Source organism: Robinsoniella sp. KNHs210, assembly GCF_000686105.1.
GTDB classification, from domain to species: Bacteria; Bacillota; Clostridia; order Lachnospirales; family Lachnospiraceae; genus Robinsoniella; species Robinsoniella peoriensis.
This window is the reverse complement of sequence record NZ_JMLZ01000001.1, coordinates 71,713-93,654: the sequence shown is the minus strand read 5'-3', so window position 1 is coordinate 93,654 and position 21,942 is coordinate 71,713. Positions and strand designations below refer to the sequence as shown.

Genomic DNA, 21,942 nt, shown 5'->3' with positions numbered 1-21,942 from the left:
GAAAGAAAGGGCAACGATATTGGAACGATTTAAGGAAGCAGATAAGATGCAGGCAGTACTACGAGAGGCCCAGACCGGATTATGGGCAATCGAATTGGATCAGAAAAAAGAACCCAGGATGTATGTGGATAATGTCATGTTGGAATTGCTGGGATTCGAAGAGGCGCCTACACCTGAAGAATGCTACCGGGTGTGGTATAACCGCATTGCAGATGAGCATTATCATGTAGTGCAGTCGGGAGTAGATAAAATAATTTCTGATAGCAGGGCAGAAGTGAAATATAACTGGACACACCCAAAATGGGGACGGATATATGTTCGCTGCGGCGGTGTCAGGGATTGGAGCTATGAAGAAGGAATTTGCCTGAGGGGATACCATCAGAATATCACGGATACCGTTATGCTGGAACAAGAGCATGATTTGGTGATACAGACGCTGAGTGAAAGCTACAGCGGTATTTTCATGTGTAACCTGAAGGATGATTCCTATAAAATTGTGAAAGCGCCGGAGGAGTTTCGAAAACTTGCATTGAAATTCTCTGATTATAAAGAATATTTCCGTTTTTACGCAGAACAGATCGTAGCGCCGGAATATAAAAAACTTGTGCTGGATATGGTGGACTTAAGCAAGGTCAGGGATATATTGTCGAAAGGGGATAAATGGTTAGAAAGGCTGTACCGGAACGTGGATGGAGGATGGCGGCGTATCCGGTTAGTTCCTTCTTCGAGGTATTCAGCCGAGTATCCATGGATCATAGCTGCTTTTGATGAGCAGGACGGGGAAGTTGCCAAGAGAATGGAAGAGACAACTTCTCAGATAGCAGTATCCCAGATGTATAAACTGGTTGTCAGCATGGATTTGGAAAAAACAGAGTATAATTGTATCCATTACTCAGGTGATCTTCTTCATTTATCACATCATGGGGATTTTGAACATTTTTACCAACAGATGATTGAGAAAATGCCATCGGAGGATAAGAAGGAACTGGATCAGATTTTAGATGCAGCTAAATATCAGGTAAACAACTACATGGAAGGGCGGCTTCGTTTATGGGATAGTGAAGGGGTTCTCCACTACTACAAATATTATTCCACCATAATCAGACAGGATATGGTAGAGCGCATCCTGTTTACAATTCGGAATATAGACGAAAAACAGGAGGCAGAGCAGAGGGAAAATGTATTGTCCAATTTATGCCAGTGTTATTATTCCATATACATTTTTGATTTAGAAAATAACATCGAGGAAGCTATCTGGCAGGAAGATATGATTCGCAACAGTCATGAATTTCCCAAGGGAGAACTGAATAAGTATTATGAGAAATTTATACAGACACAAGTGTATAAAGATGATCAGGAAAAAATGCGAAGAGCCGGAAATCCGGATATTTTGCGGCAGACGCTTACCTTGGAACAGCCGGTTTTTGATATTGATTTCAGAAGGATGTATCAGGATCATCTGGAGTGGGTACGGTCACGTTTCAGTATTGCAGAGATGCAGGATGGTGTGGTAACCAGGGTTATTTTTGCAAATATGAATATTAATGAACAAAAACAGGAGGAGCTGGCAGAAGAGCAGCAGAAGAAATTATATTTTGAATATCAGAATATTATTAGGGGGCTGTCTTCTTTCTATCACTCGGTATTTTATGTGGATCTTGCAGCCGGGACATATCAGGCTTTCAATCAGCGTAAAGATATTGCCGTCTATATTGGCGACAGTGATGACTATAAAGTTCTCATGAAAGTCTATAGTGAACGTCTGATTCAAAAAGAAGACCGGAATCGGTTCATTCAAGAGCTTTCCATAGAAAAAATCCGAAGCAGGGTCGGTCAGGAAGAACCTATCTACGACTTGGAGTACCGGAGAGATTACGGCGGATATTTTGGATGGATGCGTTTACATATTATATTGGCCGAGAGCAGAAATGGGATCCCGGTTAAAATTATTCTTGCAGCGCACAGTGTTGAGGAAGAGAAAGAGCAGGAAGCTCAAAACAGGAAGGCATTATTGGCCGCATATGAAGCAGCGAAGAATGCTAACGAAGCAAAAAGTAATTTTCTGGCGCAGATGTCCCATGACATCCGAACACCCCTTAATGCAATTGTAGGGATGTCGGCTATAGCGGCTTCTCATATAGATGAAGCAGACAGGGTGACAGACTGTCTGGAAAAGATTAATATATCCAGTAAACATCTTCTGGGACTGATCAATGAAATTCTGGATATGTCAAAGATTGAAAAAGGGAAACTGGTGCTGTTAGAAGAGCCGTTTCATCTGAAAGAACTTATCAGGAGTATCAGCTCTATCATTCGTTCGGCTGCAGAGGAAAAAGGCCATGAATTACAGTTTAAATATATTGATCTCGTTCATAAGCTGTTAATTGGAGATATGAACCGGATCAGGCAGGTATTATTAAACCTCCTGTCTAATGCTGTGAAGTATACGCCGGACGGAGGAAAAATATGTGTAACCATACAGGAGGTTACCGCACGAGCTTCAGAGCTTGGATGTTTTGTCTTTACGGTGGAAGATAATGGGATCGGAATGTCGAAGGATTATCTGAAGCGTATCTTTGATCCGTTTTCCCGGTCAGAGGCTGTAGAGGTACAGCATATACAGGGAACGGGTCTAGGAATGCCGATTGCACAGGGGATAGTAGCGACTATGCAGGGAAATATCCAGGTAGAAAGTGTACTGGGTGAGGGAAGCCGTTTTATTGTCACACTTTATCTGAAAACAGCAGATCCCGGTCTCGAAACAGAATTTATAGATGAAGATGATACAGATGGCAGTCAGGAAGAAATGATCTTGGAAAAGGCTTTAATCAAATTTAAAGGAAAACGGATTTTACTGGCTGAAGATAATGAACTGAATATGGAAATAGCAAAAACTATATTACAGGAGGCGGGGCTGGTAATTGACGGTGTGGAAAATGGGAAGAAGGCTCTGGAAGTATTTAAGAAATCCGGTCCGGGTACATACCAGGCTGTTCTGATGGACCTTCAGATGCCGGTAATGGATGGTTTCGAAGCAGCCAGGATGATACGGAACAGTAATCATATCCAGGCTGACAGCATTCCGGTTATTGCATTGACGGCAAATGCATTTGCCGAGGATATTGCAAAAGCATTGATGGCAGGGATGAACGAGCACGTTTCAAAACCAATTGACTATCAGCAATTGCTGACTACTCTCGAGAAGTATATATAGAACCGCATTTTCTTATTTTCTGTTAGGAGAAGCAATGAACAGCTTTGTGATTACATGACAGCTGCTGTCGATGGAATATACAGCTTTTTGTATAGATTCCACCAGCAGCTGTATCGTATGCAGAAATTATATTCTTCGGGAGCTGTTAGGACCACGGCGCTCGTATCGTCTTCCTCTGTTATCTTCAGTATGTTTCATGGGGTTACCTCTTTATAGTAAGACACTCTCTAAGCTTTTACGGTATACTCAGCGTCAATAATATTTGTTTCAGCCAGAAGATTGCGTTCAATACCGTAAGCTATCAGCTCCCGGTCCTCTAAAGGTGTAAAATGAACATCGATTTCCGCACGTTTAATTGAATATTCGTCCACAACGATTTGCTTATCCTTCAATATTTTTAGATGCTTGTCCAGTTCTTTTTTCAATGCCGCCGGATTCATCCGCGGCAATTTCATATGTGCACGGAAGTAATTCAAAGTAAAAGTCGCATCAAGGCTGTTATTCATGTAAGACATCAATCGTTCGGACTGAAGCATAACCAAGATTGCTTTTGTTTGCGGCGAATCAATCAAACGATAACTCTGGGAAAGAATATTGACATATTTTTTCTGAATATAAGTGTTAATCATCTGGTCACTTGGCTGAACTTCAAAATAAACTACACCGTGGTCTTCATAAACACGGGCAGTTACAATCATATTCAACTGAAGCTTTTCGGCCTCTTTACCGGTTTCCTTATCGGTAATAGTTACCGAATAGTTGTAGTCCTGTAGTTTAAAGAGCCGTTCTTTGATATCATCCAGATGCTTTTTACGCGGAGTTTCAATGTTAAATACCAGCCGGGCCAGATTCTTTAATTTCCCGGTAATTAATCTTGTACGAACTGTTTCTGCGGACATCATCGTATAGAGACAGTTCAGAATCTCGCGGTCCTTCATATCCAGATCCCGTTTAGTCATAGTATTAATATTATATTTAGATTTGATTTCGTCTAAAGTGTCTGCGGAAGTGACGGATGGAAGATCCAGATTCTCCGTACTCATTTCCACGCGGACATTTCCGCCTTCAAAGTCATAACTGTTGAAAAGACGGATTTCATTCTGCAGGATTTCAACTTCAAAATCCAGATTTGTGCTTCGGTAATTGAAGATCGGCGCCTGCATGTAGACCATTGGGAATTTCGTTGTGTACCCTTCCAAAGAGCCATTGAATTCACGGTTGACAATGATCAAAGATTCAAGAGCAATATCATGAATAAAAGCATTTGCCTGTGATTTGGCTGGTTTTCCTCCATAAAAATGGAAATCAGTAATCAGAGCGGTTACGTCCGCCCTCCAGTTTTCAATTTCTTCATAACGCTCCCGCATGCGGGCCTCCACCGATTTACGATGGTCAGTTCTCTTATAAATGCTGATGTCATAAGCTGCTTCCGCTTCTTTACGTAGCAGCTGGGGGTTACGCGGTTTCAAATTCTCAGGATCCATGACCTCTTCGCGAATGGTATCCGACCAGTTTCGCTTATAAACCCGGCGCAATTCACGCAGCTTACGGATTCCCTCCTCCACATCAATCGATTCAGAGGCGGCTTCCTTTACTGCGTGGGCAATTATTTTCTCTAAGGTGAGATCATCGTGCCTTAATTTAAGTATATTTTTCCGGATATAGTGACCTGCTCTACTGCAATTGATGTAGGCTTCGTATGTTTGGATCAGGTTTTTTTTCAGCATTGGACGAAGAACTGCGGCTAGTTGTTCATATTGGTCGTCTTTCATACCTACATCTCACCTCCTGGTTCTGTCTAAATAGCAATTAAAGTAATTATAACGCACATTTTGAGGTTTGGCAATGAAACATTTTGGATATCAACTGCTCCTGATTCAACCCGTTATATTTGTCAATCAAAAAGGAAAGACAGAACGGAAATATGGAAAAGTGGTTAATATTGCTTCCGTTCAATGCGGTTATCGCAGATAAAGATGATATGTTTATCCGCCATTCCTACAATGCCTCCAAATCTGCGGTTCTTGGATTAACCAAAGGCATGGCGTGCTCTTATGCAAAATATGGAATTACCGTAAATGCAATCGGTCCTGCTTTATTTGAAACAGAGATGACTGGCGGGACGCTGTTTAAATCCGAGAAGTTCTTACAGGGATATTCCATGATGAATCCCGCCGGACGTCCGGGAGAAAAAGGGGAACTGAATGGTACCGTGCTCTATCTTTCCAGTGACGCTTCCAGTTATGTGCAGGGGCAGTTTATTGTTGTTGATGGGGGAGGAGCTATTGTGTAAAGTTCGGCTGTAAATTATTTTGTGTGGAAAATAGATAAGTGTAAGTAGATAAATAAGAAGATAATTAAGAAGAGAACCTGTTATGAGGATAATCATAGCAGGTTCTTTTAAATGTTCTTTTCATCAGAATTCCTGGACTGGGAAATAATTTACATCATCAGAATAATAATCACCATAATTATTTTGATTTTACATATGAAAAATCGGGCTCTGCCAGAAAAGAAAGGTTTTACTTGATTATTCCTACAAATTTCATATAATAAATGTTAGGGAAGCTAAATATAAGGAGGAATTTAATTTGAAAGCAAAAAAAGCGGCTGTATTAACTGGGATTTTACTGGGCTGTGCAATTGGTATCACAGCATGCAGTCCCACAGCAAAAGAAAGTGGGACAACGGGAGAAACCAAAAAGGTCCAGGAGACACAGAATGCTGGAGAGACCCGGGAGACACAAAAGACAGGGGAAACGCAAAAGACAGGGGAAACGCAAGCACCCGGAGAAGCTCAGGGAGAACAGGATTCGAAGGATTCCCAGGCATCGGAAGGGAGCATGACTCTGGGACAGGCATCGGATCTTATGGTTGAAACTGCTGCTAAATATGGCAACAGAATAAAAAGAGATTCTCTTTTGAAAGGGTTGGAAGATCGTGAGAACGAAGAGGCTGACGGTATGGATATGCTGGTGATTGTAAGCAGGGCATTTGGTACACTGCCTGAGCCGGAAGCCAGTAAAAAGCAGAAAGAAGATGTAGATATCAGTTCTGTGCCGGAATGGGCAATGTCAGATGTAGAAAATTTGAAACGGGTAGGCGTTCTCAAAAAAAGTGATATAGATGGAGCGGAAAAGACAGTGTCAAAATCTGATGTTGAAGCTATGGTTCAGAGAGTCATGGATCTGTATGGTAATTGATGGAAGCTGACACGATTGACAATAGCGATATGGTGAATATAAAGTATAACGAAAATAATCTTAATTATAATCAACTTTACAAAGTATAAATGCCAGCTGGCTGAAGTTAGTAATTAGTAACAGGTCAGCCGGCATTTTTTATATTTGTAAGGGCAGGTAAGGTCACGATTTAATTGAATTTAATTCGATTTGAATTAGAATTACAGCATATGTAATGCTGTAATTTATTCGATATTATGTTATACTGTAATCCTATATTGAATATTTGAGATAACTAATCATAATTTATATCATGCTTCAATATTTATATGAGACACAAAGGAGATACGAAATGTTCCAGAAAGTAAAAACTAATTTTTTAGGTAAAACAGTTGATTTATATCCAGAAGAGATCAGGATTAGAAATTATAAAAGCTTAAGGGACTTTTCTGTTGTTGGGGTTATTATTTCCGTTGCAGTCTTATTATTTTGTCTTTTATTGAGAGACATTGTTACGTTTAATACCCAGTTTCTAATTATGGCAGTCTATTATGTTGCGATGTTATTTTTGGCTGAATTTTTACATAAGAAGAAGATAAAACATATCATATTTGCCTTTTATGCAGTGATAACGCCGGTTATGATCATGGCAATTATGCTGGGAACATTCCTGGATCCGACCCAGCCTTCCATAACAATAATGATTTTTATCTGTGTCCTGCCATTATTTATATTGGATAAACCCTGGAGAGTATGTCTCTATATTACAATCATTGCTGTTGTCTACTGTATATGTAACTATCTGGCTAAGGATTTTCAGTTGTTTTTAGAAGATTTCGTTGATTTAGTAGCATTTTATTTTCTGGCAGCCGGTGTTAATTTTTTTATCCTGGATGACAGGCTTGAGAATGTGGAAAACTATGTGAAATTCAGGGAGAAATCTGAGAAAGATGTGCTTACTGGAATCTATAACAGGGGTATCGGTGAGGAAAAGATAAAGCATCTTGCTGAGCGCAAAGAGTATGGGGCATTTTGCATTTTAGATATTGATGATTTTAAGTCCATAAATGATACTTATGGTCATGCCAGTGGTGATGAAGTTTTGAAAGAAATTGCAAAAGTTATTCGGGCTCAATTTTCAAAAGAAGATGTATTTTTCCGAATGGGAGGAGATGAGTTCGTTGTGTACAGTTTGAAATGTGCGGATGAATCCATCTGCAGGCAGAGTCTTGACTGTCTCTATGAAAAGATACGGGGGCTTCAGATTGCCTGTATCAATTATATTCCTGTAAATGTCAGTATTGGCTGTTGTATTTATAATCAGGGGACGACGGATTATCATAGACTTTATCAATACGGTGATAAAGCTCTTTATCAATCAAAACATATGGGAAAAGGACATTACACCATCCGTGTGTTAAGTCCGGGCAGATAAACTCTCCCGGGATCAGAATGCCTGTGCAGGAATTTTGCTGCACAGGCATTTTTTCAGGGGTATTTTGTATTTTAATAAAAAGTGGCTGCAATGTCTCTGAATTGAAATACCTGTCTGTTTTGCTGCCCGCCAAGAGTCACCATATGCAGATCAAAATCTTTTATTTCCGGAATTTGAAATGCGGTAAGATTATTTTTTCCGGCAATAAGGCTAGAGGGCAGCAGAGAGATCCCCATACCAAGTGACACAGCATTCATGATTGCTTCTGCCGTATCGAATTCGATGACTGACGGTTCCGAATGATTTTGAGAAAAAGACCAGGCGGCCAGCTGTTTTCGAAAAGGGCAGGTAGTCAAAGTATTTACAACAATCGGACGAAATGGCAGGGATTGCGGCGAACTCTTCAAAGGAGCGATGACGCTTAATTCTTCTGAAAATTGAAAGATGGATTTCCCGCAGGGTGATATGTATTCTGATTCTACAAATACACAATCAAGTGCGTGCTTTTCCAGATTTTGAATCAGATCCTCCTGACTGCTGGTGACAACTGATAATCGGATGTCCGGATATATTTTCCGGAAGGCGGATATCCAAAGAGGCAATCGGGAAGCGGCCAGTGTCTGTGTTGCTCCGATTTGCAATCTATCACATTCTTTTTGAAATGCGGATAAAGCATTGTCCAGCATTTCAAGAATTTTATCCGCATAATGCAGCAGCTTTTCGCCGTCTTCGGTCAGTGTGACACCTTTTCCATGGCGTATAAATAATGTAGTGCCCAGTTCTTCTTCCAATTTCTTTATATGTGCAGTTACATTTGACTGTACGTAATTCAGATTTTCAGCAGCTTTAGAAATTGAATTCGACTTGGCAGCTTCTCGGAATATTCGTAGTTCTAAACTCTCCATTTTTTCACCTCATCATTTTATCTGATTGATCTTATCACTATCAACTATTATACACGATAACCGGATAAATGTATAATAAATCAAAAGAGTAAGGAGGTTGATGAAATGATCACATGGAAAGATAAATGGAAAGATAAAGCAGTTCTTGTTACAGGAGGAGGAACGGGAGTGGGCAGAGCTGTATGCATAAAACTGGCTGAATACGGAGCTGCAATTGCATTAAACTATGCAAATTCCGGGAAAGAAGCCCGGGAAACCGCCAGTATCATAGAAGCTATGGGAGGCAGTGTAATTACACTTCAGGCTGATGTATCGGATGATTATGCCGTACGGAAAATGGTTCGGGAAGCAGAAAGTGCGTTGGGAGCAATTCACTATCTGGTAAATAATGCAGGTATCACAAAGCAGATAGACTTGTCGGATATGGAAAGCGTCACAGAGGAGGTGTGGGATCATTTATTCTCTGTGAATGTCAAAGGAATGTTCTACTGTGCCCGGGCTGTTGCGCCGATTATGAAAAAGCAGAAAGGTAAGCAGGAAGACTGTGCCATATTGAATATGGGAAGTATTGCAGGGATTACAGGTACCGGCTCGTCCCTGCCATATGCGGTGTCCAAGGGAGCGGTGCACTGTCTGACGAAATCATTGGCACATGTACTGGCGCCGGATATCAGGGTAAATTGTATAGCGCCTGCTGCCATATCCACCAGATGGTGGGAGGGGGAAGAAGAAAAGATGTACCGGCTTAGCGGAAAGTTGCCCTTACAGCGTATTTCCACACCGGAAGATATTGCAGAACTGGTTTGCAGTATTCTTGTTCAAAGTTCGATGACCGGGCAGATCATCAGTCCGAATAATGGAATGGTTATTTAGGGTGTAGAAATTCTTTTGAATTTGGGGTTTAGCTGATTAATGACGCTTTGTAGATGTAGGTAGTGTACGGAAAGATGGGTGTGGGAAACTGGCATGGGCTCCGTCAGCTGGCCGCAGAACTGGTATTTTCTAACCTTTTCGAAGCGCTTTTTGGCGGCACGCGGGTATTCACCGAGAAATCCTGATGCATTTCTCGGTTCAGTACCCGCTTAGTATGCGATGGGAGCCAGTCGAATACTATCCGCCAAAAAACACTTCGAAAAGGTAAGTAAATACTCAGCTCTGCTCTACGCTTCCTCCGTCCATACCAGTTTCCCACACCCATCTTTCCGAGATCCAGGTTGTCGCCACAAAGCTGGTTTTCTCAGCCGAGTGGAGACCCTGGGGCTGTGTCCAGCTGTTCGTTTTTGGATTCAGCAGAGTGTGTTTGGACAGTTTAGTATGAATTGGGAGAAAGTTTAATTTTACTTGCTTTCCTATCACAGAAGTAACTGGATGTAAGTACTATAACCATAAATATACTGTATTAGAATGAAGAATCCCACTACAGTGATAAGATGAAGCTGCTTTACGCCAATAGCGTCCAGCATGCCACAACCCCAGGGTCCCACCACGCTGAGAAAACCAGCTTTGTATCAACGAATGCTATCTCGGAAAGAGAAGGGGCGAGCCAGGACATTGATTTGGAAGGCGTATAGCAGAGCTGAGTATTTACTTACCTTCCCAGAGTGCTTTTTGGCGGATACGATTCGACTGTCTCACATCGGATTGTAAGCGGGCAGTGAGCTGCGAAATGCATCAGGATTTCGGAGTGAATGCCCGCGTGCCGCCAAAAAGGGCTCTGGGAAGGTTAGAAAATACCAGTTCTGCGGTAAGCCTTCCAAATCAATGTCCTGGCTCGCTCCTTCTCTTTCCGTACACTACCTATCATATACAAAGCGTCTTTCCTTAGCTAAACCCAAATATAACTGCTCGCTATAATACTAAAAACAAGGTTTTGACATTTTATGTAAAAGACGGTAGTATAGTATGCGAAAGCAATTTAGATACAAGCACGATCTGAAAAAGTTAAAATCATCAAAATGGAGGAAACACATGGCAAATTATTTAGAAACAAAAGATCCATCATTCAAAATACGGTTTGCAGAGAAAGAAGATGCACCTTTAATTTTAAATTTCATTAAGGCTCTGGCTGTATATGAAAAAATGGAGGACGAGGTGGTTGCTACAGAGGAGATTCTCTATGATTCCATATTTGTAAAAAATCAGGCAGAGGTTGTCTTTGGTGAACAAAACGGGCAGGCAGTAGCTTTTGCGGTATATTTTCACAGTTTCTCTACTTTCCAGGGGAAAGCCTGTATGTATCTGGAGGATGTATTTGTTCTGCCGGAAGCAAGAGGCAATGGATATGGCAAGCTGATGCTGGCATGCATTGCGAAAATCGCCACAGACCGTGGCTGCGGCCGTATGGACTGGTGCTGTCTGGATTGGAATACTTCATCAATTGCGTTCTATAAACGCATGGGCGCAATACCTATGGATGAGTGGACAATTTACCGTCTTACAGGTGATGCTTTACCGGCATTAGCAGGGGAACTGGCATAGAAAAATGCCAGGCTGCCTGTCTTAGATAAAATTGTTCGCTGTAGTACTAGTGCCTCCCGGGTCAATGAGGGGGAGCGGTTTGTAGAGAAACTTGTGAAAATAAAGGAAAAACAGTGAATACCGATGTTGGTGGAAAGTAACTTAAATTTAAACAGTATTGGCGGATTTGAAATTATCAATAAATTTCAAATCCGTCTTTTTTAATATCTGTTTTTGTGTCATATGTATAATATTGACACATTATGAACAAAAAAACGGGTATAATGCCAGACTGCAAACAGATATAATGTACCTTGTAATCACAAAGAAAAGGAGGTTATCGTAAATGAAAAAGAAATGGATTTACAGTGGATTGGCAGTTTGTGTGGTGGGCGCCTGGCTTTCGGGATGTTCTTCTAAGGAAAGCGGCGGACAGACGGCTGCTTCGGACAAGGAAGTCCAGAAGGAAGGTGTAACGGAAATTACGTTTCAGACCTGGAATCCCGGGGAAGGAGAGGCAATTGAAACGCTGATTGCAGATTTTGAATCGAAGAATCCGGACATTAAAGTAAACTATGTCTATATGCCATATTCGGATCACGTGGAAAAGATGAAGATTGATATGGCGAGCGGTCAGGGACCGGATGTATTTGGAATGCAGACCGGAACAACGATTAAAGAATTTCAGGATTTCGAAATGAATCTGACAGAATTTGCTGAGAAAGCCTGGGGAAAGGATTGGGAATCCGGGTTTCTGGACTATTGCAAAGATTTGCTGAAGGACAAACAGGACGGCAATTATTACGGGCTCCCGCTGGGGCTCACCTATGCAGGCTATGCCTGGGCAGATGTGAACATGCTAAAAGACTACAACCTGGATGTACCAAAATCATTGGATGACCTGAAAAACAATGCAGAAGTCCTGCGGGAAGAGGGGCAGTATCCACTGGCAATCGGTGCAAAAGACGCCTGGATTAATATTGACACCTGGATGAGTATAGCTAATGACATCAACTCTGAGAAGCTGTATGCAGCGATAGAGGGGGAGGTACCATTTACAGATGATGAATTGGTGGAATCCTTCGGGATCTGGCAGTCGCTGTTTACCGGGGGCATTTTTCAGGATGGTTCACTGGGTGTAAATATGTACAGTGATACGACAGACCTTTTCGAAAAAGAAGGAAGCATTCCGATGATACTAAACGGCTCATGGACGGGAGCTGCTTATCTGAATACGGCAGATCCCCAGATAAACAAAGTCTTTAACGGGGATGGAGCAGATCATGATATCTTTCTGATTGACTGGAATAATGATGGGAAGGTAAGTCCGGTAACTGCCGGTGTGGACGTGTGCCTGTGTATGAATAAAAATACCAAAAATCCGGAAGCGGCGTGGAAGTTTATTGATTATATGCTGCATGACGGGCAGGATATTCTGGTCAATCAATATTTCCAGTATTGTCCGTCCAGGTCAGACCTGAAGTTAGATGTGGGGAGAATGAGCGAGGATGGGTTGAAAAATATGGATTATATTCAAAAGCAGGCAGAGACCAATGTTGCCGGTTACCGGGAAATGTCTTATGCAGAATTGAAGCAGAGTATAACGGATACATTGATATCGCTGGCATTGAACGAAGTAACTCCGAAAGAGGCGGCAGAGACCATAGAAACTGCTTCAAAAGCCCAGCAAAGATAGTACGGGAGGGGAAAATGTGAAAGAAAAGCGGTTTCACCATGTGAAAGGCAAAAAATTAATCGGATATGTATTTATTCTGCCGCTGACAGCACTTTTTGGTATATTCATCGTGTATCCCATAATTTATAATTTCATAATTAGTTTTTACGATTGGAATGGAATTGATATCCAGAAGACATTTATTGGATTCAAGAATTATGCCACGATACTTACGGACCCTGTTATTCTGAAGATTGGGAAAAATTTTGTGATTTTTGCTCTGTGCACGATTATTTTTCAGGCATTCCTGGGCCTTGTTTTTGCATCGTTTTTTTCCAGAAAGATTCATTTCAGCGGTTTCTACCGGATTATTTTTTACTTACCGGTAGTGGCAACCCCGGCGATTGTGGGGAATATCTTTTCGAAAATCTTTGAAACAAACAGGGGGTTTTTGAATCTGTTTTTAAGAAGTGCAGGTTTGGAGAGCCTTTGTCAGCAATGGCTGGCAGATCCAAAGTGGGCGCTGGCGTGTATTGTGTTCGTTAATATCTGGCAGTGGACGGGATACAGTATGCTGATGTACTATGCCAATATGCTGAATATATCCGGTGATCTGTATGAAGCGGCAACAATTGACGGGGCGAACAAGGTACAGCAGTTTACGAAGATTACTTTCCCGCTGCTAAGAAGTACGCATTATACGTTATTTATCATGGGGATGCTGGGATCACTCAAATGTTTTGATTTGCCGTTTGTGCTGACAAAAGGCGGCCCTAATTATGCCACAGAATTTTTCTCAACATACATTTATAAAAAATCATTTGCACTTTTCAAGCAGGGAGAGGGGTCAGCGGTTGTTGTGATTATGTTTGTGATAGCCCTGGTAATTACATTGATTCAATTAAAAATGTACTACCACAATGATAAAGATAAGGAGTTGGCAGGTTGATGAGAAATTCGAAGATATACAGTTTATTAGGACAGATCATATGCGTGATATTCACATTTTTGTTCCTATTTCCTTTAATTCTTATGTTAATCAGGTCTTTTGAAGGAAATGGGATCGGGAATTATACAAAAGTATTTGAAGAAGTCAATCTGCTTCCTAATTTTCTGACCAGTTTTATTGTAGTATTCGGAACATTGCTGATTGTATCGGTGGTATCTGCAATGGGTGCATTTTCCTTTTCAAAATTGGAGTTCCCGGGAAAAAAGGTTTTGTATTACCTTTTATTAACAGGGATGATGATTCCTACTTCAGCGTTGATATTTCCATTATTCCAGATTGTGAAGGGTTTACATATTAATAACACGGCATTTTCCCTGATATTTCCATATGCAACACTGAACAGTTGTTTTAACCTGATGGTTTTAAAGAATTATTTTGACGGATTGCCAAATGAACTAATGGAAGCTGCACGAATTGATGGTGCGGGAGTATTTAAAACTTTTGTCAAGGTGATGATGCCCATCGCGGTACCGGGCATGGCATTTGTGCTGATACAGACTTTTCTTGGAGCCTGGAATGAATTACAGATGGCAATGATTTTTATAAATGATACTTCCGTTCAGCCTATATCCGTAGTCCCTCTGCGCTTTGTACAAACAGCAGGTTCCCAGAATTTCCCCATAGAAGTTATGTATGCATCTCTTGTGATCTGCCTGCTGCCAATCGCAATATTCTATATTTTTGGCTCAAAATTCCTTATTGCGGGGATGACTGCCGGGGCAGTGAAAGGGTGACTGCATCCGGAAAAGGGCAGGGAAATCAAGGGCAACCAAAAGTGCAGAGGAGAGCGGGCAGGCGTTTAAGCACACGTGTTACGGCGGTAAATACATTGATCAGCCTGATTGGATTTGTAATCATGGGTATCGTTCTGGGTGTAGTCAACTACAGGCAGTCGATAGCCGGTGAAGAACAGAAAATGGGTGTGTATCTTGCCAACTCATTGAGTTCTGCGGACAATAAATTAAAGGATATGGCGCGTGTATCCATGATGTGCTATTCTGATGAAAAGACGCAGGACATATTGAAAAATTATGGCAGTGATACCTATGGGGAACAGCTGGCATCCGAAAAATACCTGAATGCGCTGTATACCTCCCTGATTACTATTCGGGAAGACATTGACGGCATATATATTTTCAATTCAGATTCTTTAATTATGGCAAATGACACTTTAAATCCTGCCCGGAAACTGGACTATGATATACAAAATTTTATCAGAAAAATGGAAATGTGGGAGGGACAGGAAGGACAGATCAACGGCTGTGTCATGCGTTTGGGAATACAGCCGGAATTCATGCGGTTTTATACGCCGCTGTTAAAAAACCCACTAAAGAATACTTGCCTGTATCTGGTAAGGGAAGTGAAGGGGTTTTCGCCAAACAAGCGGATCGGGCACATTGTTTTAACCGCCCAGGTGGAGGTGATGCAGGAGGTACTGGAGGAATATCTGGATGGTGATTCGGAATTTACCCTGATTACGGAAGAAGGGGATATTGTATGTGACAGCAGTCAGAACTATATTGGGAAAAATATCGATGAAATTCATTCTGACCGGTATCGTGTAAAGGAAACAGGAGTGGTTGCCAGGAATGGCATCTGCAAAAAGGGGCAGTATCTGGTTTCGTACCAGACTTCAGAATATAGCAGTATGACCCTGATTATACGAAAGCCCATGGAAATTATTACCGGAAATGCAATGTTGTTTATAAAGATATTAAGTATATTATTTTTTGCTTTGGTAGCGGTAACGGTTTTCTTTAATTACTTTTTTACGAAAAAGACTTTGCAGCCGCTGTTAACGCTTTCCCATTCCCTGGAAAACTTTGATCCGGACAAGCTAAATCTCAGGTTTGAAGTAGAGGTGGAGGATGAGGTTGGGCAGATGATTGCAGCATTTAATCAGATGATGGATAGAATCAATGAGTTAATCCAATCGGAGTATAAAGGAAAAGTAAGGCTAAAGGAGGCGCAGCTTTTACAGCAGAAAATGTCGCTGCTTTATTTGAAGAATCAGATCAATCCGCATTTTTTGTACAATACCCTGGATACAATCCGGCTGAAATCGGAACTGAACGGGGATATGGAAGTAGCCAATATGATCCTGATGCTGGTAGATTTTTTTCGGCTGAGTGTGAAAGTAGACAGCCAGATCGTCAGCATTGCCCATGAAGTGAAATTAGTACAGGCTTATCTGGGACTGATGAGCTGCCGGTATCCCAACCTCCGGTGTGCCTATGAAATTGATCAGATGCTGGAACAGGCTGAAATTCCTAATTTTATTTTGCAGCCCATTGTAGAAAACAGTGTGATGCACGGTTTGCGCAATAAAGGGTATACGGGGATGATCAGCCTTTCGGTACAAGCGGACGAGACCCGCAGGGATTACGTCAAGATAACGGTATCCGATAATGGAGTTGGTATGGAAAAAGAAGCATGGGAAATGGTAGAGCAGCTCTTAAGCGAAGGGGATTGCGTTGTTACTGATGAAAGGGAAGACCGGCATATTGGTATCAAAAATGTGCAGAATAGGCTGATGATGTATTATCCCCGGGAGCGGGGACTGATTTATACGGAAAACCCACAAGGTGGGGTTACGGTAACTTTTTATATTAAAAATAGTAAAGGAGATACAGAATGAAATTAAATTTTGAACAGTATAAGGACAAAGTAATGGGATGTTGGGCAGGTAAGAATATCGGAGGAGTGTTAGGCGCACCTTTTGAGGGTTTGCGTCAGATAAATGAAATTGATTTTTATACACAGGATTTATCCATGGGACCGCCTCCCAATGACGATCTGGATCTGCAGATTGTATGGCTTGCTGCAGTGGAACGTTATGGCCGCAGCGTTGACGCATCTATACTGGGGGAATATTGGCTGTCATTCATTATTCCCAACTGGGTAGAGTATGGCATGGGGAAGGCAAATCTGCGTGCAGGACTGCAGCCGCCCCTTTCCGGTCAGGTAGACAATACCTATAAAGACAGCTGTGGATGCTATATACGCTCTGAGATCTGGGCATGTCTGGCGCCAGGACATCCGGAAATAGCGGCGCGTTATGCTTATGAAGATGCTATTGTTGACCATGCGGGTGAAGGCATGTATGGAGAAATCTTTTTTGCGGCACTTCAGAGTGCGGCATTTGTGGAATGCAGCACCAGGAAACTAATTGATATCGGGCTGTCCTATATTCCAGAGGAAAGCATTACCGCAAAAGCAATAAAAAAAGCAATAGCCTGTTACGACAATGGCATGAGCCTGAGGGAAGCAAGAAAAGAAATTCATAATACCGCACCGGGAACTTTTGGAATACAGGGAATGAAATTAAGTGAAATAAACACTCCGGATAATGAAGGGATGCAAGTTGGAGCTCCTGGTTTTGACGCACCTGAAAATGTGGCATTTACTATAGCGGGCTGGCTGTATGGAAATGAAGATTTTGGTGACTGTCTGTGTAAGGCGGTTGCATTTGGAGAAGATACGGATTGTACCTGTGCTACGCTTGGGGCAATTCTGGGTATTATAAAAGGTGTTTCCAATCTTCCTGAAAAGTGGATGGATCCTCTGGATGATAAAATAGCAACCTTGTGCATTGACAAAACCAGTCATATGCTGTGGGTTCCACAGACTGCAACGGAACTGTCAAACCGTGTTATGAGGGTTATGCCTTCTTTCCTGGGGCAGGAGATTTGTGATATATTTGCAGAGGGCGGCATGGATATAAATTGCAAAGAGGGAGAGGACTTGTATTGCAGGAAAACAGATGAATACCTTCCGCTTATCAATGGTATTGGAGGCGGGAAAAATGAACTTCTGCCCATACAAAGCCTCTGTGCTCTCTCGCCATATGTGGTTCGCCAGTCCTTTCCGGCTTTTCATGTTATGGTGGACTATCAGGGATCTGTTCATTTTAAGCATGGGGAAAATAGAAGCATCAAAGTTATGGTAACAAATGTAAAGGCGATGTGCCAGCAGCAGTGGGCAAGGATTACCTTATATACCCCTTCCGGAGTGGAGATTCTGGGAGCAAAAAGCGCATTACTGCCCCTTAATAATCTACATGGATCAAATGCCGGTGTAGAATTTACGTTTAATCCGGACCAGTTTGAAGGCAGCAGACTGGAACTGATCGTTGACACCGCACTGGAGGGACGCCACTCCTATGGGGTTGTAAAAGTTACCCTGATGAGAGAAAAATAAATCATTACCAATTGATAATTCGATTAAAATATAATTTAATAAAGATGAAGTGAAAAGATGAAATGAAAAGATTAAATTGTAAGATGAAATTATAAGATGAAATAAGGGAGAAGATATGCGGAAGCTGAAAGTAATGCTTGTAGATGACGAAGTAATCATTTTGGAAGGATTTCGGAAATTATTCGATTGGGGTTTGTATGGCTGTGAGATTGTCTGTGAAGCAACCGATGGCATGATGGCGGTCAACTATGCGAAAACATATAAACCGGATATCGTCGTGATGGATATCAATATTCCAATTATCTCAGGTTTGGAAGCAATCCGCATTATACAGGAGCACAGACCGGATACCGCATACATTGTGGTATCCGGCTATGATGAATTCTCCTACTGCAGGGAAGCGCTGCGGCTGCAGGTGGCGGATTATATTTTAAAGCCGGTTAATTTCGCCGGTTTCGGAAAGGTAATTGAAGACTTAAAAGTAAAGCTTCTGCATGAAAAAATGGAAAAGGAGAAGCAAAAGCTAACGCCGGATTCTGACAACCGGCTCATATACCGAATGACGGAATATTTACAGGATCATCTGTCGGAAGACATCAGCCTTCAAATATTATCGGAAGAATTTTATTTAAATTCTGCTTACATCAGCCGGATTTTCAAAAATGAAACAGGTGTGAATTACCACGCTTATCTGACCAGACTGAGAATGGAGCGGGCTAAGAAATTATTGCTGACAACCGATGAAAGCATTGCGAAAATTGCGCTGCAGGTAGGTTTTCAGGATTACCGTACCTTTACAAAGGTATTTAAGAATGAGGTGGGAGAATTGCCGTCTGTATACCGCAATTCAGATTGCAGGGGGATTTTGTTATAATAATGCTGATTTCCACACTTTGCTTTATTGTATTACAGGCTGCCATTCATGAAACAATTGAATTACATTTTGTACCAGATTACGGCTGATAAATATTTTACAGCCGTTTTTTAGCTGGATCTGTTTATCTTCAATTTTTTGGATCTTATTCCCCCTGTATTTATATACGTTTGGACGAAGAAAGCAACAATGAAAATAAAATAACAAATAAAATAACAAATAAAATAACAAAATCAAACAGTAGATCCCCTGACAATCAGTTCAGTGGCATACTGGGCAAAAATGCAGGGTGCATCCGGATGATCGATTCGCTCAATAATCTGCCTGGCGGCAGCTATGCCGAGATATTCTTTGGGGGTGCTGATGGTGGTAAGCGCCGGGACAATCCGTTCGGAGGCGGGAATATTATCAAAACCCGTAACACTGACATCCCGGGGAACCTTATAACCCAAAAACTGCAGGGCATAAATAAGCTGGATTGCCAGCCAGTCGTTTCCACAGATGAAGACGTCAGGAAGACCGGACATCTGTTGGATTTTTTCAATTACTAACCCAAAATTGCGAAAGTCATCTGTTGTTTCGTGGAGCAGAGAACAGTTCTGGTCCAATTTTAAATTATGTTCTTTCAGACATTCGTTCAGGGCATCATATCTCTCCTGGAATCCCCGCCCTACATTTGATGTGTAAATATCACCAATAAATCCAAATCTCTTTGCTCCTTTTTTCAGGAGCTGTCTTGTAATATTAAAAATGTTTATCTTGTTTTCCATTGTAATAATATCAAATTTTCCAATCAGGTCGTGGTAGTTCTTTGGCATATCCACAGTTACAATGGGAAGGTGGAACTGCAAAAGCGCTTTACATACCGATTCATAACAAATCTCAACAATGATTATGCCTTTTATATTGGGATCGTAGATGGAACCCGGAAATTGAAGGGTTTTTAAATCGGTGTCAGACATAATTCCCAGAACAAGATGGTAGTTTGCCGCAGAGAGAATGGCTTCAATTCCTTTCAGTACGCTGCTCCAAAATTCGGAATCATTTGCATAAGTACGGGTTAAAAAGAGAATGGAACCTTTATTAGCAGGTTTTGCCGCGGATGGAGAAAACTCTGAGTGGTTAGTATAGTGCATTTCTTTTGCTTTTGCATGAACCAGTTCCTGGGTTTTGGGAGAAACTTCGCTGCTTCCTTTTAGGGCTTTCGCCACAGTATTTCTGGATAAATTCAGTTCTTTTGCGATATCTTTAATCGTGCATTTCATAGATACTCCTCCTGTTTAATACCCATTATAGCACAAAAAAATTAAAAATCAATCTAATATGCACGAAATGCACGGTAATAAACAATAAATATATAAATTATACACAAAATGCATAAAAAAATACTAGTAAATTGTAGAGAATATACAAAAAATGGGGCAAAAAGGTTGAAAATGATGAGGTGTTATGATAATATTTAGTTACAAACAAAACAAAATGCACCAGTGCATAAATAGATTATGCACGAAAGGAGAGGCGATATGAAAAAGCTGTTTTACCAACCGGAAAATGCTTGGGTAGGTGATTTAATACCTTATTATGAGAATGGAATTTATTATGGTTATTATCTTCATGATCCTCGTTTGAAAGAGAAAGAGTATGCAGAAGAAACTACCTGGCATCTGGTGACAACCCGAGATTTTGTAAATCTGGAATACAAAGGAGAAGCTATCGCAAGAGGAGGAGATGAGGAACCGAACAAAAATGCATACACCGGATCGGTAATGAAAGACCAAGAGGGGATATACCATGCATTTTATACGGCATATAATGCGGATATCAAAATAAATGGAAAAAGCGTGCAGACCGTAATGCAGGCATTGGGAGAGGATCCGGAACATCTGGTAACAAAAAAGGATTTCCTCTTTGCGGCGGATGGTGAGATATATGAAGAATTTGACTGGCGTGACCCATTTGTTTTCTGGAATGAAGAGGAAAGCTGTTATTACATGCTATTAGCTGCCAGGCTGAAAGACTCCGGAGATTTAAGAGGCGGTTGCATCGGTCTTTCAAAATCTTCAGATCTGGTGAACTGGTCTTATGCAGAACCTTTCTACAGCCCGAAAATGTATATTACAATGGAATGTCCGGAAGTTTTCCGGATGGGTGAGTACTGGTACCTGGTTTTTTCCACGTTTTCCGATCAGTTTACCACCCATTACCGTTATTCAAAAAGTTTGTCAGGACCCTGGCTGATTCCGGAGGATGATGTATTTGACACCAGAGCAAATTATGCTATTAAGACAGCTTCTGACGGGAAGAAACGTTATGCATTCGGCTGGATTGCAAGTAAGTTTGGAGCGGATGATTTTGGGCCCTGGGAATGGGGCGGTACCATGGCATTTCACGAGCTGATCCAGGATCCGGAATCCGGTTTGCTCCGTACTGTGCCTACGAAGGCTCTGAAAGATTTCTATCAAACAGCAGCAGAGCCGGTAAGCCCGGACTGCTATAATTGCAGTCTGTCACCGGAGGGAGATATTTCCAGTGAAACCTTAGGGGCAATTTTGTATGATATACCGGAAGATTGTTTTTCTGTGGAGTTGGAATTTGAGGCTGCGAATGCCCATGAATTCGGTATAGCCTTACATACGGATAAAGGACTGGAAACGGGGTATTTCCTGCGTATGAACAGGAGCCGCAATCAGGTGGCATGGGATATGTGGCCCAGATCCGAAAAGGGATTTTACCAATGGCAGATTAAAGGAGATGTTCCGTATCAGATCGAAACGGCAAGGAAGCTTCCACAGGGAAAACGGTTTAAATTATTTCTGATCCGGGAGGATGATATCTGTGTGGTATATATAAATGATGAGGTAGCGATGTCTACCAGGATGTATCGTTATAAGGGCGGAAAAGCCGGAATCTATGTGATTCAGGGCAGTGTGAAACTAATAAATTACTGTGTGAAAACTAATAAATTGTAAAAGGAATGAAAGGGGTATTCTT

The 21,942-nt window shown here is 41.5% G+C and carries 17 protein-coding genes; 14 read left to right on the top strand and 3 right to left on the bottom strand.

Annotation, left to right across the window (positions count from 1 at the left end; translation table 11 throughout):
• Nucleotides 1-46: 46 nt before the first annotated feature.
• Complete coding sequence (locus CD03_RS0100420; protein WP_081820058.1) at nucleotides 47-3,214, top strand: ATP-binding response regulator; 3,168 nt, start codon at nucleotides 47-49, stop codon at nucleotides 3,212-3,214.
• Nucleotides 3,215-3,441: 227 nt separating this feature from the next.
• Here CD03_RS0100420 and CD03_RS0100415 read toward each other — a convergent pair whose 3' ends face one another.
• Nucleotides 3,442-4,986 carry a hypothetical protein gene (locus tag CD03_RS0100415; RefSeq protein ID WP_027291949.1) on the bottom strand — a complete coding sequence of 515 codons (1,545 nt, stop codon included), beginning with the start codon at nucleotides 4,984-4,986 and terminating at the stop codon, nucleotides 3,442-3,444.
• Nucleotides 4,987-5,138: 152 nt separating this feature from the next.
• Here CD03_RS0100415 and CD03_RS31780 point away from each other — a divergent pair, with 152 nt between their 5' ends.
• From CD03_RS31780 to CD03_RS0100395, 3 genes are all read left to right on the top strand, one after another.
• Nucleotides 5,139-5,507: an SDR family oxidoreductase gene (locus tag CD03_RS31780; RefSeq protein ID WP_081820057.1), complete on the top strand. Its 369-nt coding sequence runs from the start codon at nucleotides 5,139-5,141 to the stop codon at nucleotides 5,505-5,507.
• 298 nt (nucleotides 5,508-5,805) lie between these two features.
• Nucleotides 5,806-6,417: a hypothetical protein gene (locus CD03_RS0100400; RefSeq protein WP_027291948.1), complete on the top strand. Its 612-nt coding sequence runs from the start codon at nucleotides 5,806-5,808 to the stop codon at nucleotides 6,415-6,417.
• 331 nt (nucleotides 6,418-6,748) lie between these two features.
• Nucleotides 6,749-7,831: a GGDEF domain-containing protein gene (locus tag CD03_RS0100395; RefSeq protein WP_027291947.1), complete on the top strand. Its 1,083-nt coding sequence runs from the start codon at nucleotides 6,749-6,751 to the stop codon at nucleotides 7,829-7,831.
• Nucleotides 7,832-7,902: 71 nt separating this feature from the next.
• On the opposite strand, the gene CD03_RS0100390 is transcribed toward CD03_RS0100395, so the two are convergent.
• Nucleotides 7,903-8,736: a LysR family transcriptional regulator gene (locus CD03_RS0100390; protein ID WP_027291946.1), complete on the bottom strand. Its 834-nt coding sequence runs from the start codon at nucleotides 8,734-8,736 to the stop codon at nucleotides 7,903-7,905.
• Between the two features lie 105 nt (nucleotides 8,737-8,841).
• On the opposite strand from CD03_RS0100390, the gene CD03_RS0100385 reads away from it, so the two are divergent.
• The 9 genes from CD03_RS0100385 to CD03_RS0100345 all read left to right on the top strand — a co-directional run bounded on the left by CD03_RS0100385 (nucleotide 8,842) and on the right by CD03_RS0100345 (nucleotide 18,951).
• On the top strand, nucleotides 8,842-9,609 hold the full coding sequence (locus tag CD03_RS0100385; protein WP_027291945.1) for an SDR family NAD(P)-dependent oxidoreductase: 768 nt from the start codon (nucleotides 8,842-8,844) through the stop codon (nucleotides 9,607-9,609).
• Between the two features lie 62 nt (nucleotides 9,610-9,671).
• Nucleotides 9,672-9,794, top strand: coding sequence for a hypothetical protein (locus tag CD03_RS38710; RefSeq protein WP_255348041.1), 123 nt, complete (start codon nucleotides 9,672-9,674; stop codon nucleotides 9,792-9,794).
• Nucleotides 9,795-10,704: 910 nt separating this feature from the next.
• Complete coding sequence (locus tag CD03_RS0100375; protein WP_027291944.1) at nucleotides 10,705-11,214, top strand: GNAT family N-acetyltransferase; 510 nt, start codon at nucleotides 10,705-10,707, stop codon at nucleotides 11,212-11,214.
• A 325-nt stretch (nucleotides 11,215-11,539) separates the two neighbouring features.
• Nucleotides 11,540-12,889 (top strand): ABC transporter substrate-binding protein, encoded by a 1,350-nt coding sequence (locus tag CD03_RS0100370; protein ID WP_027291943.1) that lies wholly within the window; start codon nucleotides 11,540-11,542, stop codon nucleotides 12,887-12,889.
• 16 nt (nucleotides 12,890-12,905) lie between these two features.
• A complete protein-coding gene (locus CD03_RS0100365; RefSeq protein WP_242849005.1) occupies nucleotides 12,906-13,817 on the top strand; it encodes a carbohydrate ABC transporter permease in 912 nt (303 codons plus the stop codon).
• Complete coding sequence (locus CD03_RS0100360; RefSeq protein ID WP_027291941.1) at nucleotides 13,817-14,611, top strand: carbohydrate ABC transporter permease; 795 nt, start codon at nucleotides 13,817-13,819, stop codon at nucleotides 14,609-14,611. Before CD03_RS0100365 ends, CD03_RS0100360 begins: the two co-directional genes overlap by 1 nt.
• 41 nt (nucleotides 14,612-14,652) lie before the next feature.
• Nucleotides 14,653-16,515: a sensor histidine kinase gene (locus tag CD03_RS0100355; RefSeq protein ID WP_156042698.1), complete on the top strand. Its 1,863-nt coding sequence runs from the start codon at nucleotides 14,653-14,655 to the stop codon at nucleotides 16,513-16,515.
• A complete protein-coding gene (locus CD03_RS0100350; RefSeq protein ID WP_027291939.1) occupies nucleotides 16,512-18,077 on the top strand; it encodes an ADP-ribosylglycohydrolase family protein in 1,566 nt (521 codons plus the stop codon). Before CD03_RS0100355 ends, CD03_RS0100350 begins: the two co-directional genes overlap by 4 nt.
• 115 nt (nucleotides 18,078-18,192) lie before the next feature.
• Complete coding sequence (locus tag CD03_RS0100345; RefSeq protein WP_027291938.1) at nucleotides 18,193-18,951, top strand: response regulator transcription factor; 759 nt, start codon at nucleotides 18,193-18,195, stop codon at nucleotides 18,949-18,951.
• 233 nt (nucleotides 18,952-19,184) lie between these two features.
• On the opposite strand, the gene CD03_RS0100335 is transcribed toward CD03_RS0100345, so the two are convergent.
• Nucleotides 19,185-20,216 carry a LacI family DNA-binding transcriptional regulator gene (locus CD03_RS0100335; protein WP_027291936.1) on the bottom strand — a complete coding sequence of 344 codons (1,032 nt, stop codon included), beginning with the start codon at nucleotides 20,214-20,216 and terminating at the stop codon, nucleotides 19,185-19,187.
• Between the two features lie 258 nt (nucleotides 20,217-20,474).
• Between CD03_RS0100335 and CD03_RS0100330 the strand changes: the two genes are divergently transcribed.
• Nucleotides 20,475-21,920, top strand: a complete 1,446-nt coding sequence (locus CD03_RS0100330; RefSeq protein ID WP_027291935.1) for a glycoside hydrolase family 32 protein — start codon at nucleotides 20,475-20,477, stop codon at nucleotides 21,918-21,920.
• Nucleotides 21,921-21,942: the final 22 nt, after the last annotated feature.

Excerpts from the sequence above, each read along its gene's own strand:
- CD03_RS31780 (WP_081820057.1), top strand. The coding sequence starts at position 5,139 with ATGGAAAAGTGGTTAATATTGCTTCCGTTCAATGCGGTTATCGCAGAT.
- CD03_RS0100375 (WP_027291944.1), top strand. The coding sequence starts at position 10,705 with ATGGCAAATTATTTAGAAACAAAAGATCCATCATTCAAAATACGGTTT.
- CD03_RS0100420 (WP_081820058.1), top strand. The coding sequence starts at position 47 with ATGCAGGCAGTACTACGAGAGGCCCAGACCGGATTATGGGCAATCGAA.
- CD03_RS0100415 (WP_027291949.1), bottom strand. The coding sequence starts at position 4,986 with ATGAAAGACGACCAATATGAACAACTAGCCGCAGTTCTTCGTCCAATG.
- CD03_RS0100330 (WP_027291935.1), top strand. The coding sequence starts at position 20,475 with ATGAAAAAGCTGTTTTACCAACCGGAAAATGCTTGGGTAGGTGATTTA.
- CD03_RS0100350 (WP_027291939.1), top strand. The coding sequence starts at position 16,512 with ATGAAATTAAATTTTGAACAGTATAAGGACAAAGTAATGGGATGTTGG.
- CD03_RS0100360 (WP_027291941.1), top strand. The coding sequence starts at position 13,817 with ATGAGAAATTCGAAGATATACAGTTTATTAGGACAGATCATATGCGTG.
- CD03_RS0100395 (WP_027291947.1), top strand. The coding sequence starts at position 6,749 with ATGTTCCAGAAAGTAAAAACTAATTTTTTAGGTAAAACAGTTGATTTA.
- CD03_RS0100390 (WP_027291946.1), bottom strand. The coding sequence starts at position 8,736 with ATGGAGAGTTTAGAACTACGAATATTCCGAGAAGCTGCCAAGTCGAAT.
- CD03_RS0100345 (WP_027291938.1), top strand. The coding sequence starts at position 18,193 with ATGCGGAAGCTGAAAGTAATGCTTGTAGATGACGAAGTAATCATTTTG.
- CD03_RS0100335 (WP_027291936.1), bottom strand. The coding sequence starts at position 20,216 with ATGAAATGCACGATTAAAGATATCGCAAAAGAACTGAATTTATCCAGA.
- CD03_RS0100385 (WP_027291945.1), top strand. The coding sequence starts at position 8,842 with ATGATCACATGGAAAGATAAATGGAAAGATAAAGCAGTTCTTGTTACA.
- CD03_RS0100370 (WP_027291943.1), top strand. The coding sequence starts at position 11,540 with ATGAAAAAGAAATGGATTTACAGTGGATTGGCAGTTTGTGTGGTGGGC.